Raw genomic sequence first — 12,118 nt, forward strand, 5'->3', positions numbered from 1 at the left:
TCTCGAACAACTCAAGCCTTGTGGGTTTTTCTACCGGGGCGGATGGCGCTGGGCGATTTATGCTTTTTCGTAAAAAACTAGGTTTCTGCGTTCCGGGGCTATTACTAAAACTATCGCTTTGATTCGCCCTCCGAGCAAGTTATAGCAATCCTTTCGGGAAACGCGCAACGGGCTTTTTTTTGAATTAACCGATGCAATAAGAAGATGACACATGGTCAAAGAAAAAAAAGAGTTTGCACAGGATGGGAGGATTGCTATTGATCACGCTCTGATTAGCTATCGGTAGTTGTTAGTTTTTGATTTTACTAATTACCAACTACTCCTTATTAGCGATTACTGATTTTGTGCTTTTCTTTCTCGAAGTTTCAACAATATTTCTGCATGAACTTCGCGGGTTATAGGATAAAAATATGTAAGAATCATGCCAGCAATTAAAGCAATTGTGGGCAGTGGCCCGATCGCAACTCTAATCGCAAACAGTGCAGAATCTGGCTGTACGGGTGCCGGCTGGCCCGGAACTGTAGATAGAAATCCAGCTCTTTCTAATGCTTGACCTACCAACCACAAACCCCCTGCCAATCCGATTTTTTGCAGCAGTACCATAAACGAATAGAAAACGCCTTCGCGTCTTTCTCCTGTTTGCAGTTCGTCTAGTTCGATCACATCCGGTATCATCGACCAAGGTATTAGATAAGCAGTGGAAACTCCGACACCTGCCATGACTGCTAATAAGTACATCTGCAATACTTGTCCTGGTTGGAGGAAAAACAGTCCAGCTTGGGCAATAATCCACAAACTCATGCCCATAAAATATACGGCTTTTTTGCCGTATCTCTCGCTGAGTTTACTCCAAACAAATAGCATGATTAATGCAGTGCCTTGAACTGCGATCGCCACCAAGCTAAAAACGTACTGGGGCTGTTGCATCCAGTTAACAACAAAGTAGGGAATAATAGTAGCCGTCAACTGCACTCCCAGCCAAGAAAAAAGATAAATTCCAATGACGTACAAAAAAGGGCGATTGCTAAATGCAATCTGCAACTGTTCTTTTAGTGGCAAGGATGTAGAATTATCTAGTTCGCCGTTTTCTAATAGTTGGGCTGCGACGTGCTTGCGAGTTCCCAAAACGCACCAGTACAAAGGCAAGACAGAGATAACTGCACAGATTGCACCTAATACTAAATATTGTTGATTGGGGTCATTTTCAAATACACGAAAGATAATTAGGGCTAAGATTAATGAAAAGATGCTGCCGCCAATGGAGAAAGCAAACCGAAAACTATTAAGGCTAGTGCGTTCGTTGTAGTCTTGAGTAAGTTCTGGAGTCAGGGCAGTGTAGGGAAGATTGACAGCCGTGTAGGCGGTGTTGAACAAAATGCTGATCGCAACATAGTACCAAAATAACACTGTGTGATTCGTGCTAGGTACAATCCACTGCAATAAGAAGAATATGCCGAAGGGAATGCCACCATATATTATCCAAGGATATCGGCGGCCCCAAGGGTGAGAAGTGCGATCGCTCAATACCCCCACAATCGGGTCATTTATGGCATCCCAAACCTTGCCAACTACCAAAATATTGCTGGCTAAGCCGGCAGGTAAACCAGCGACATTGGTAAAGAAAACTAGGAGGTAAAATGCCAAAACATTAGCGGTAATTGCCGGGCCGAGGTCGCCGGCACCGTAAGCTAATTTTGTCGAGAGGCTAAGTTTTTGTGTTGCGGGGTTGTTGGCGGCTGGTTGAGGCCCGGAAGTGTTGCTCATAAACTTTGATTTCGGGGTTATTTTGCAGGTGGGGGCTTTGTAGTAGGAGTATAACTCGCGCTAGACCCGAATACGCAATTTTTTGTAGCGATCGGGATTATTCTGAAGAATTGATAATTGGTAATTGATAATTGGTAATTTATAGGTTGGTGGGGGCAGGTTTACGAGATTATTGGTTTTAGGCAATTATTTTTGGTAAAACCTGCCCCTACTTAAGGAAACAGTTGCGAAATCTGAACTTCTATTTCTGGAAATGCCAGCATTGACAAAAAAATATCTTCATTAAATACTGTTTCTGATCGGTAGTTTGCCTCGCCCGGTTCGCGAAAAACATAAACTTGCCGCGTGTTAACATCAAGTATCCAATAATCAGTAATTCCCGCTTTAGCATAAGCCGATGCTTTCCGCTTGCGGTCTGTTTCTAAGGTCGTGTCAGCTATTTCTACTAATAACAAAATATTGTCGGGCGCGGGATGAAAATCTTGGTAAAGCCGAGGGTCGATTTGCACGCTCAGCAATATCCGGTTCTGGTTCTGAATTATAACGAAAGAGCGATCGGGTATTGAATGCGAATTCAAGCAAGTCCTGCCAGCAGACTTCTGAGATAGTAGGCTGCACAGAGGTTAGTTGCTGCGTGGGGAGGATTTTTTGCACTCATTGAAATAATTTGCCCGTCAATTAATTCGACTCGTTCATCGGGATTGAGAATGCCAGTTTCGGTCAGGCGGCGGTATTCGTCTACAGTCCACAAGCGTAAATCTGTTACAGTCATGGCACAATTTCCTTTGGCGATATTATCTATTATCGATTCACATTCTAGTTTTTCTTAAATTACTCGGTCAACAATCTAGATTTTGTTGTAATTGCTCCCACACACCACAAAATGGCATTGACAATTTCCGATCGCTGAATATCTTCTGTGTATAAAAAACTTGCAAACTCTTCCTCAATATTCAAATGGTCTGCAAAATCATAAAGTATGCGCTTGTATTCCGTTGGCATCGGTATTAAAGTAGCTTTCACTAAATCGAAAAGCGCGTTCAAACAATTGAGGATAGTAGCTGACTCGTCAAAATCTTCGGCATCGAGCAAGTACAGCGTTTCTGCAATGTCGCAAATAGCGTCTATTTGTGTGGGTGGGTTTCCCAGTTCGCTGACATCGATATTGCACAATTGGAGAGCGTTAATCGCTAGTTCTGGACGGGTAAAAAATACAAGTTGACCGCCGGCTACTAAGGGCGGCTCTTGTTCTCCATAGACAATTAGAGTATATAGATTTGGTATTTCGGTGCCGGGGTCGATCCGGAAACCGAACAGCCACAACAATTTTTCTGTATTGGGGTTCGCTGTTTGCAGTGTTGTTGGGAAATTTTTTGGTTCTGACATGAATTTTTAATCCCTATAATACGCTCTTAAACTCGGTTTCTACGCATTTTTTTGGTTGGATGGAGAAATCTACAGAGAAACCTGGTTTATAAGGCAAGAGTGCGTAATCTTTTTTATCCTATAAATTCTGCTGGATTATGTCGCAGCATTCGGCAACTGTTGCTCTTTTTTCCATTGCTGCTACTAGGGCTTCGTAAGCTGATTTGTGGCTTTCGATCAGGTTTTTTGCTCGCAGCAAACCCCAGTTTTGTTTGAGTTGAATCTCGGAACAGGGACGGCGCAGTTGTGTTAAAATTGCGCTAATTTTGGTGCGGTCTTCTGCTCCTCCTTCTGCACTGCCGTAAACAAATTTTTCGGCGACTATTCCGGCCATCCACACGGTGCAGTATTGGTCTAAAAGTTGGGCGGAAAGTGTGCCGCTTTGGAGTTGAGATGCTAATTGTTCGTCTTCAAATCGGACGCCGCCTTGGGCTGTTTGACCTTGTTTAAATGCTTCCCAAGCGTTGAGGGCGTAGCTGGTTACGGGAATTCCCAATAGGTGGGCAACTAGGAAGTGTCCGGCTTCGTGGTGAAGGATACGATCGCGCTTTTGTTTGGAAGTTCCTCCCAGCCAATCTAATAAAATAGTACCGCCTTGACCTTGCCACTGGAAACTGTCAAGGGTGGCTAACCCCAACAGGCAAAAAGTGGCGATCGCAGGTACGGCTTCTGGCAAGTTGAATAGGGGCCCCAACAATATTGAAACGGTGATGGCAAAGATAGAAATAGCGATAATATTCAAAGAAGTGTCTTTCATAATTGGGAATTGGTAATCGGGAATTTGTAATAGGGAATTGGTAATGGGAATGGGTTTTAGAGGTAAACTCAGGTACGATCGCGCGATCGGTTTGGCAGCGTCGGGTCGATCGCAGCGCCCGGACTTCCGACAAAAACACCATCTTCCAGTTTGACTGAAAATTGCCGCTCCGAAGCCACCGATATTAAAAAGACATTAAAATAAATCAAAGTCCAGTAAAAGTGTTAGTGGAATCCTTCATGTCAGTTTTGGCAGCGATCGCAGTTTTAGGTATCTTGATTGTCGTTCACGAACTCGGCCACTTCTTGGCGGCGAGACTTCAACACATCCACGTCAACCGTTTCTCCATCGGTTTCGGGCCCATCCTCTGGAAGTACCAAGGCCCGGAAACTGAATACGCCCTCCGCGCCTTTCCCCTGGGAGGTTTCGTGGGTTTCCCGGACGACGATCCAGACAGTACAATTCCCCCAAATGACCCGAATTTGCTCAAAAATCGCCCCGTGCTCGATCGGGCGATCGTCATTAGTGCAGGGGTAATTGCCAACTTGATTTTTGCTTACTTCCTGCTGGTGGTGCAATTGGGTACTGTCGGCGCGGCAGAAATGAACTATTTACCGGGAGTTAAAGTCCCCGAAGTCGCTGCGGAAGTCAGTTCGGCCGCGAAACAAGCGGGAATTCGATCGGGCGACGTTGTTCTTTCTGTTGACGGCAAGGAATTGGGCGCTTCCCGCGAAGCAATCAAATTATTGGTCACAGCAATCCAAGATCATCCCAACCAACCCCTAGCGTTGGAAATTCAGCGCCAAGAACAAAAATTTGTGGTGACAGTAACTCCTGAACTGTCGCCCGACGGCAAAGGTCGCATTGGCGTGCAACTAACTTCTAACGGCACTGTCGTGCGGCAGAGGGCCGGATTTGTAGAGGCGTTTAGCAAGGCCGCCAAAGAATTTGAGCGGATTGTGGTGCTGACGGTTCAAGGTTTCGGGCAGTTACTTAGCAATTTCAGCCAGACTGCCGACAAGTTGTCCGGGCCTGTGGCGATTGTGGCGATTGGTGCAGGGATTGCGCGATCGGATGCTGCGAGTTTGTTTCAGTATGCGGTGTTAATTAGCATCAATTTGGCTGTGATTAATATCTTGCCTTTACCTGCTTTGGACGGCGGTCAGCTAGCTTTTCTCTTGATAGAAGGACTGCGGGGCAAGCCTCTACCAAACCGCATTCAGGAAAATGTCATGCAGACTGGTTTGGTGTTGTTGCTGGGTTTGGGAATTTTCTTGATTATTCGCGATACTGCTAATTTGACTGGGTTTGATTTGCGAAATTTCATGCAATAGTAAATGAAGGCAGAGGGAAGAAGGAAGTTCGGCAACGGATTCTGTAACGGATGTAACGGATGTAACGGATTTCAGGAAGAAGGAAGTTCGGCAACGGATTCTGTAACGGATGTAACGGATGTAACGGATGTAACGGATGTAACGGATTTCAGGAAGAAGGAAGAAGGAAGAATTATCCCTACTTTTCCCTTTTCCTATTTTCCTGTTTTTCCCTCTCCTTTTTTTCCTCCGCCAGCGAGGCAGATCCTCTGGTTATGGGTTCCCCGGTCGTGCCTGGAAGTTAAAAACAAATAACAAATGACTAATGACTACTGACTAATGACTAATGACTACTGACTAATGACTAAAAAGTTAAGTTTAAAACAACGATCGCTAGAAATTCTGATTCGCCTCAAACGCCTCTATCCAGAAGCTCCTTGTACTCTCAACTACGAAACTCCCGTGCAGTTGCTGGTGGCGACGATTCTCTCGGCTCAGTGTACGGACGATCGAGTAAATCTGGTAACGCCGGCTTTGTTTGAGCGTTTTCCCGATGCGGTTGCTTTGGGAAATGCTGATTTAGAAGAATTGGAACGTCTCGTGCGATCGACTGGTTTCTATCGCAATAAGTCTAAAAATATTAAAGGTGCTTGTTGGGCGATCGTCAATAAATTTAACAATCAAGTGCCGCAGCGGATGGAACTGCTGCTAGAATTGCCCGGAGTTGCCCGCAAAACAGCTAATGTCGTTCTCGCTCACGCTTTTGGTATTAATATGGGCGTGACGGTAGACACTCACGTCAAACGTTTGACTCAACGCTTGGGATTGACCGAACATACCGATCCTACACGGATCGAACGGGATTTGATGATATTGTTGCCGCAGCCGGATTGGGAAAATTGGTCGATTCGGTTGGTTTATCACGGCAGGGCGGTTTGTAATGCCAGAAATCCGGCTTGCAATATTTGCGAACTTGCAGATTTGTGCCCTTCTGCTAATAGTTAGGTATTGCACAAATGTTAAGTACAGGCAAGATGCCTGTACCACAAAAAAATGAGTTATTGCAGATTTGTGCCCTTCTACTAATAGTTAGGTGTTGCACAAATGTTAAGTACAGGCAAGATGCCTGTACCACACAAATGTTGAATAATTGTGGAACAGGCATCTTGCCTGTTGCCAAAAATGTTGAATAATTGTGGAACAGGCATCTTGCCTGTTACTAAAAATCTGGAGTTATGGTGGAAAAGGCATCTTGCCTGTTACTAAAAATCTGGAGTTATGGTGGAAAAGGCATCTTGCCGGTTGCTAAAAATCTTGTTAAGAAAAAAAGTAATTCAAATAAAAGCGATCCGAAATGACCAAAATATAGTAAAATAGTAGATTGTGATTTATCTAAGGATATCAACAGATTATGGCTAAGAAGAGCATGGTCGAGCGCGAGAAAAAGCGCCAGAGACTCGTAGACAAGTACGCCGACAAGCGGGAAGACCTGAAAGACCAGTTTGACCAAGCTAACAATCAGATGGACAAAATGGCGATTCACCGCCAACTACAACAGCTACCCCGCAGCAGTTCGCGGACTCGCTTGCGGAACCGCTGCTGGGCAACTGGACGGCCCAGAGGTTACTATCGTGACTTCGGACTGTCTCGCAACATGATGCGAGAAATGGCTCACGAAGGTCTTTTGCCCGGTGTTGTGAAGTCTAGCTGGTAGCACGAGAAAGAAGGAAGTTCGGCAACGGATTCTGTAACGGATGTAACGGATGTAACGGATGTAACAGATGTAACGGATGTCAGGAAGAAGGAAGGAAGGAAGGAAGGAAGAAGAAAAAAACTCACAATTAATCGGCAGGATTAGGTTTGGGGTTGATTTTTGTTTCAGACTTATGAGTTAAATTTTCCTCCTTCTTGCTTCACTGGCCACAGCATTTATCGATGCCGAGACTTTCGAGTAACAAGTCGCTGACGGCATTGGCGATCGCAAATTCGCCGTAGAAGCTTTTAGAAAAATCATAGGCCTGCATTTCGGTGACGATCGCAATTACGAGGCTGCCCACGTCATTTTCGCCTTCCATGCGCTGGCGGACATAGATTTGGGCAGCCCTTTTAGCTATTTGCTGGTTGGCTGCTTCTGGGATAAACTCGGAGTCTAGCCATGCCAGCAGCGTTTGTTGAAGCCATTGGCCTTCTTGCTCAGGGTTTTTGGCGGGCGGTAAGGTAATAGGTTCGATGGTTTCAGACATGATTATTCCTAATTGCTAATGTTGACTTTGAAAAGTTAACTGACAAATGACAACTGATAAATATATGCAATATGATATACCGACAATTATACAAGGATATGCACAAGGCTACTTCTTGATGGCAAATGACGGCGAGGAAAGTTTGGGGTGGTATTCGAGCCGGCAGCGGGCGCTGATTCCCCTAGATGAAAGATTTACCTATCCGAAATCCCTGCGTCGCCAAATCAATCAAAATCGATTTTCGGTGGCTGTGAACCGCGATTTTGGGGCGGTGGTTGAGGGTTGTGCCGATCGCGAAACGACTTGGATTTCTAAGGAGCTCAAGCAGATTTACTGGGGTTTGTATGAGGCCGGTTGGGCTTACAGCTTCGAGACTTGGTGCGGCGACGAATTGGCGGGCGGTATTCTCGGATTGTCGATCGGCGGTGCGTTTATTGGGGAGTCGATGTTTTACCGAATTCCCGAGGGTTCTAAGGTGGCGATGGTGAAGCTGGTGGAGAGATTGCGCGATCGATCTTATCTGATGTTCGACGCTCAAATGAACAATCCGCACTTGGAAAGATTCGGAGCTTATACTATTAAGGAAAAACAGTACAACACTTTTTTGCAAGCAGCTTTGAAGCGCCGCTGTTCGCTATTGTGAACATTCTTGTCAGGCAAATAACACTGCCGCATTCTGACCCGATATACCTACTTCAAATAATAGTATAATCAAGCATAGATACTTCTCGGAGACAACCACAATGCAAGTCACAACCGAAGAAATCATTTATCCATCCAGCGACGGTCAACCAATGGCAGAAAGTACAATTCAATACAAATTAATTGTCACCATCAAAGAAGGTTGCGAATCGCTGTTTCAAGATGACCCCAACGTGTTGGTAGCAGCCGATTTACTCTGGTATCCGGTTGAGAGAAGAAATGACATTTCTCAAGCACCAGATACGATGGTAATATTTGGTAGACCAAAAGGCGAGCGCCGTTCCTACCTACAATTTGGCGAAGATAATATCCCTCCCCAAGTCGTCTTTGAGATTCGCTCCCACAACGACAGCAACACAAAAATACACAAAAAACTTTCATTTTACAATCGCTATGGAGTTGAGGAATATTACCTTTACGACCCCGAAATAAATGAGTTGGCAGGTTGGCAAAGAATTGAAGGAACCTTAGAACCAATTGAACCAATGGAGGGATGGATAAGTCCGAGACTGGGAGTGCGGTTTGAGTTACCAGAATCAGGGTTAGAAATTTATAAACCTGATGGAGAAAAGTTTCTTTCCCCTTCCGAAATAAATGCAGAGCGACTACTAGAGCGAGAACGTGCCGAAGAAGCCTCGCAGCGCGCCGAACAAGCCTCGCAGCGGGCCGAACGTTTAGCCGCCAAACTGCGCGAATTAAACATCGACCCAGATAGCATATAAGCCCAAACAACGAGTAGAAACCCGGTTTTTTAAAGAAATCGGGTTGCTGCAGATTGCAGTTATTTACTTTTTTCAGGGCGAACGGGGAGATTTGGTCGATCGCCCCCCAGCTCAAATTACCTATACTACAATATATAATACATATATTTGAGCCAAAATCCTTGGAGCTCAGAAAAATCCGAATCGAAGCCCCTTGAATGTGCCAAAATGTTCAAGCAAACATTAGTAAATCCTACACGGAGCAATTGTTGTGGATTCCAGATATAACCCCCAATCCATAGAAGAAAAATGGCAGCAGACATGGGCTGAGCAAAACTTAGACCAGATGCCAGAAGATACCCAAAAGCCTAAATTTTATGCCTTATCCATGTTCCCCTACCCGTCGGGAAACCTGCACATGGGACACGTCCGCAACTACACAATCATCGATGTAATTGCCAGACTCAAGCGGATGCAAGGCTATCGCGTACTCAATCCAATGGGATGGGACGCTTTTGGTTTGCCCGCAGAAAATGCCGCCATCGAGCGCGGAATTCCCCCCGCACAATGGACTTATCAAAACATTGCCCAAATGAAAGGCTTATTTCGCCGTCTGGGTATTTCTTTCGACTGGACAAAAGAAGTTACAACTTGTTCTCCTGATTATTATCGGTGGACTCAATGGATTTTCTTGCAATTTTTAGAAGCAGGATTAGCTTATCAAAAAGAAGCCGCAGTTAATTGGGACCCCATAGACCAAACAGTCTTAGCAAACGAACAAGTAGATAACGAAGGTCGTTCCTGGCGTTCCGGTGCCAAAGTCGAGCGCAAATTATTGCGGCAGTGGTTCCTCAAAATTACCGATTACGCTGAACAGTTATTAAACGACTTAGACAAATTGCCAAATTGGCCAGAAAGAGTCAAATTAATGCAAGCCAACTGGATCGGCAAATCAGTCGGCGCTTACTTAGAATTTCCGATTGTCGGAATGGATGAAAAAATCCCCGTTTTCACCACACGTCCCGATACAGTTTACGGCGTTAGTTACCTTGTTTTAGCGCCGGAACATCCATTAACTAATGGCGTTACTACACCAGACAGAAAAGCAGCCGTCGAAACCTTTGTTAAAGAAGTTGCACTGCAAAGCGAGATCGATCGCACAGCCGAAGATAAACCAAAGCGCGGCATCCCCACAGGCGGCAAAGCAATCAATCCTTTCAACGGCGAAGAAATCCCCATTTGGATTGCCGATTATGTGCTGTACGAATACGGCACCGGCGCAGTTATGGGAGTACCAGCCCACGACACGCGAGATTTCAAATTTGCCAATCAATATCAACTGCCAATTAAAGTAGTAATTGTCGCAGATGATGAAGTTCCGCTGACGGAAGCTTACACCGAACCAGGAATTATGATTAATTCCGAAAGCTTCAACGGCATGGATTCAATTAAAGGCAAAGCAGCAATAATTAAAGCTGCCGAAAATTCAGGTTGTGGCAAAGCGCGAGTGCAATATCGCTTGAGAGATTGGCTAATTTCTCGCCAGCGTTATTGGGGCGCTCCGATTCCGGTAATTCACTGTCCTAATTGCGGAACAGTCCCAGTTCCGCAATCTGATTTACCCGTATTGTTGCCGGAAAATGTACAATTTACTGGTAAAGGTTCGCCCTTGGGAAAGATGCCAGAATGGGTAAACGTTCCTTGTCCAAGTTGCGGGACTCCGGCGCAGCGGGAAACGGATACGATGGATACTTTTATGGATTCATCGTGGTATTTTTTGCGCTATCCTGATGCTCAAAATCAAGAGCAAGTCTTTGATTCTGCGAAGACGAATGATTGGATGCCAGTTGACCAATATGTCGGCGGGATCGAGCACGCAATCCTCCATTTATTGTATTCGCGGTTCTTTACTAAGGTTTTGCGCGATCGGGGTTTAATCAATTGCGATGAACCATTTAAACGCCTATTAACTCAAGGCATGGTGCAAGCAAAAGCCTACAAAAATCCTGTGACTGGCAAATACGTTGCTGCATCAGATGTAGACCAAGAAAATCCTAAAGATCCGCAAACTGGCGAAGCTTTGGAAGTCTTCTACGAGAAAATGTCCAAATCCAAATACAATGGCGTTGACCCCTTGGAAGTTATGGGCAAATATGGGGTAGATACGGCGCGAATGTTTATTTTATTCAAAGCGCCGCCAGAGAAGGATTTGGAGTGGGATGACGCTGATGTGGAAGGGCAATTTCGCTTTTTAAATCGCGTTTGGCGATTGGTGACAGAGTTTGGTTCACCCCCCGCTGCCCCCCCTTGCGAAGGGGGAGAGGAAGAGGTTTTAAGTAAACCTGAGAAGGATTTGCGGCGGGCGATTCACACTGCCATTAAGGAAGTGAGCGAAGATTTGGATGGCGATTATCAGTTCAATACTGCTGTTTCTGAAATGATGAAACTCAGCAATGCTTTGCATGATGCTAAATGTAAAGATTCGCCAATTTATGCAGAAGGAATCAACACTTTGATTCGCTTGTTAGCGCCTTTTGCGCCGCATATTGCTGATGAATTATGGCATAATACTGGTAACAGTGAATCGGTGCATACGCAAACTTGGCTGAGTGTGGATGCTTCTGCATTAGTTACCGATGAAATTACGCTGGTAATTCAAGTTATGGGCAAGACTCGTGGCACAATTCAAGTGCCTTCAGGTGCTGATAAAGCTGCTTTGGAAAAGTTTGCTCGCGAGTCGGAAGTAGCCAAGCGTCACCTGGAAGGTAAGGAGATTAAAAAGGTAATTGTGGTGCCTGGAAAGTTGGTTAATTTCGTGGTTATTTGAGTGTAAAAGTCTGTACTTGTCAGTCATATATCACTGCTACGCTACACAAATACAACCTAATCTTCTTTAAGGATTGACAGGGCAACTATTCTTTACTGCGAGAGTAGACAAGTTGCCCTTTTCTAACTAAGTTTAAGGGAATTTTAGGATTGTTTAGCGGTTCGTTTCTTAGCCTCACCTTTTCTTCCCATTCTTTAAATTTAGGTTCCAGCATTTCAGGTGTAAGTTTATAAATCTCTTTGAGAGTTATGCCTTCATACAGTCCAATATACCAACCTTCAACTCTGCGATATTTGTTAAGTATAATTTGTATCGGCTCAATAAGTAGGGGAAGGAGTTATTCTAATTGCCAAGACAAACCCAAGGGATGAAGAGAAGATTTTTCG

14 protein-coding genes are annotated in these 12,118 nt (G+C 44.9%); 7 read left to right on the plus strand and 7 right to left on the minus strand.

The window, feature by feature from the left end:
• Positions 1-333: 333 nt before the first annotated feature.
• From QUA44_RS09075 to QUA44_RS09095, 5 genes are all read right to left on the minus strand, one after another.
• Complete coding sequence (locus QUA44_RS09075) at positions 334-1,764, minus strand: MFS transporter (RefSeq protein ID WP_333251141.1); 1,431 nt, start codon at positions 1,762-1,764, stop codon at positions 334-336.
• Positions 1,765-1,976: 212 nt separating this feature from the next.
• Positions 1,977-2,342, minus strand: a complete 366-nt coding sequence (locus QUA44_RS09080) for a Uma2 family endonuclease (RefSeq protein WP_333309644.1) — start codon at positions 2,340-2,342, stop codon at positions 1,977-1,979.
• Positions 2,339-2,536 carry a Uma2 family endonuclease gene (locus QUA44_RS09085; RefSeq protein WP_333251137.1) on the minus strand — a complete coding sequence of 66 codons (198 nt, stop codon included), beginning with the start codon at positions 2,534-2,536 and terminating at the stop codon, positions 2,339-2,341. The genes QUA44_RS09080 and QUA44_RS09085 overlap by 4 nt, the downstream gene beginning before the upstream one ends.
• A gap of 59 nt (positions 2,537-2,595) precedes the next feature.
• Positions 2,596-3,150, minus strand: coding sequence for a hypothetical protein (locus tag QUA44_RS09090; RefSeq protein WP_333251135.1), 555 nt, complete (start codon positions 3,148-3,150; stop codon positions 2,596-2,598).
• 118 nt (positions 3,151-3,268) lie between these two features.
• Entirely contained in the window at positions 3,269-3,946 is a 678-nt protein-coding gene (locus tag QUA44_RS09095) for an ATP-dependent Zn protease (RefSeq protein ID WP_333251132.1), read from the minus strand.
• Positions 3,947-4,185: 239 nt separating this feature from the next.
• On the opposite strand from QUA44_RS09095, the gene rseP reads away from it, so the two are divergent.
• The 4 genes from rseP (at position 4,186) to rpsN (ending at position 6,973) form a co-directional block, all read left to right on the plus strand.
• The gene (gene rseP, locus QUA44_RS09100; RefSeq protein ID WP_333251128.1) at positions 4,186-5,280 is read left to right on the plus strand and encodes an RIP metalloprotease RseP; all 1,095 of its coding nucleotides are present in this window, start codon (positions 4,186-4,188) and stop codon (positions 5,278-5,280) included.
• A gap of 3 nt (positions 5,281-5,283) precedes the next feature.
• The gene (locus QUA44_RS09105; RefSeq protein WP_333251126.1) at positions 5,284-5,574 is read left to right on the plus strand and encodes a hypothetical protein; all 291 of its coding nucleotides are present in this window, start codon (positions 5,284-5,286) and stop codon (positions 5,572-5,574) included.
• Between the two features lie 45 nt (positions 5,575-5,619).
• Positions 5,620-6,264, plus strand: a complete 645-nt coding sequence (nth, locus tag QUA44_RS09110) for an endonuclease III (protein WP_333251124.1) — start codon at positions 5,620-5,622, stop codon at positions 6,262-6,264.
• A 406-nt stretch (positions 6,265-6,670) separates the two neighbouring features.
• Positions 6,671-6,973 (plus strand): 30S ribosomal protein S14, encoded by a 303-nt coding sequence (rpsN, locus tag QUA44_RS09115; protein ID WP_006633844.1) that lies wholly within the window; start codon positions 6,671-6,673, stop codon positions 6,971-6,973.
• A gap of 199 nt (positions 6,974-7,172) precedes the next feature.
• On the opposite strand, the gene QUA44_RS09120 is transcribed toward rpsN, so the two are convergent.
• Positions 7,173-7,502, minus strand: coding sequence for a hypothetical protein (locus QUA44_RS09120; RefSeq protein ID WP_190740107.1), 330 nt, complete (start codon positions 7,500-7,502; stop codon positions 7,173-7,175).
• A 46-nt stretch (positions 7,503-7,548) separates the two neighbouring features.
• On the opposite strand from QUA44_RS09120, the gene aat reads away from it, so the two are divergent.
• From aat to leuS, 3 genes are all read left to right on the plus strand, one after another.
• Positions 7,549-8,145 carry a leucyl/phenylalanyl-tRNA--protein transferase gene (aat, locus tag QUA44_RS09125; protein WP_445243661.1) on the plus strand — a complete coding sequence of 199 codons (597 nt, stop codon included), beginning with the start codon at positions 7,549-7,551 and terminating at the stop codon, positions 8,143-8,145.
• A gap of 100 nt (positions 8,146-8,245) precedes the next feature.
• Positions 8,246-8,926, plus strand: a complete 681-nt coding sequence (locus QUA44_RS09130; RefSeq protein WP_333251120.1) for a Uma2 family endonuclease — start codon at positions 8,246-8,248, stop codon at positions 8,924-8,926.
• Positions 8,927-9,176: 250 nt separating this feature from the next.
• Positions 9,177-11,732 carry a leucine--tRNA ligase gene (gene leuS / locus QUA44_RS09135; protein WP_333251117.1) on the plus strand — a complete coding sequence of 852 codons (2,556 nt, stop codon included), beginning with the start codon at positions 9,177-9,179 and terminating at the stop codon, positions 11,730-11,732.
• A gap of 85 nt (positions 11,733-11,817) precedes the next feature.
• On the opposite strand, the gene QUA44_RS09140 is transcribed toward leuS, so the two are convergent.
• The gene (locus QUA44_RS09140) at positions 11,818-12,054 is read right to left on the minus strand and encodes a hypothetical protein (protein WP_333276472.1); all 237 of its coding nucleotides are present in this window, start codon (positions 12,052-12,054) and stop codon (positions 11,818-11,820) included.
• Between the last annotated feature and the right edge of the window lie 64 nt (positions 12,055-12,118).

The sequence above is a fragment of the Microcoleus sp. N9_A2 genome, assembly GCF_036701775.1.
Classification (GTDB): Bacteria; Cyanobacteriota; Cyanobacteriia; order Cyanobacteriales; family Microcoleaceae; genus Microcoleus.

What these genes read in the sequence shown, in the direction of transcription:
- QUA44_RS09075 (WP_333251141.1), bottom strand. Translation starts at nt 1,764, where the DNA reads ATGAGCAACACTTCCGGGCCTCAACCAGCCGCCAACAACCCCGCAACA.
- aat (WP_445243661.1), top strand. Translation starts at nt 7,549, where the DNA reads ATGACAACTGATAAATATATGCAATATGATATACCGACAATTATACAA.
- nth (WP_333251124.1), top strand. Translation starts at nt 5,620, where the DNA reads ATGACTAAAAAGTTAAGTTTAAAACAACGATCGCTAGAAATTCTGATT.
- QUA44_RS09130 (WP_333251120.1), top strand. Translation starts at nt 8,246, where the DNA reads ATGCAAGTCACAACCGAAGAAATCATTTATCCATCCAGCGACGGTCAA.
- QUA44_RS09120 (WP_190740107.1), bottom strand. Translation starts at nt 7,502, where the DNA reads ATGTCTGAAACCATCGAACCTATTACCTTACCGCCCGCCAAAAACCCT.
- QUA44_RS09095 (WP_333251132.1), bottom strand. Translation starts at nt 3,946, where the DNA reads ATGAAAGACACTTCTTTGAATATTATCGCTATTTCTATCTTTGCCATC.
- QUA44_RS09085 (WP_333251137.1), bottom strand. Translation starts at nt 2,536, where the DNA reads ATGACTGTAACAGATTTACGCTTGTGGACTGTAGACGAATACCGCCGC.
- QUA44_RS09090 (WP_333251135.1), bottom strand. Translation starts at nt 3,150, where the DNA reads ATGTCAGAACCAAAAAATTTCCCAACAACACTGCAAACAGCGAACCCC.
- QUA44_RS09105 (WP_333251126.1), top strand. Translation starts at nt 5,284, where the DNA reads ATGAAGGCAGAGGGAAGAAGGAAGTTCGGCAACGGATTCTGTAACGGA.
- rpsN (WP_006633844.1), top strand. Translation starts at nt 6,671, where the DNA reads ATGGCTAAGAAGAGCATGGTCGAGCGCGAGAAAAAGCGCCAGAGACTC.
- rseP (WP_333251128.1), top strand. Translation starts at nt 4,186, where the DNA reads ATGTCAGTTTTGGCAGCGATCGCAGTTTTAGGTATCTTGATTGTCGTT.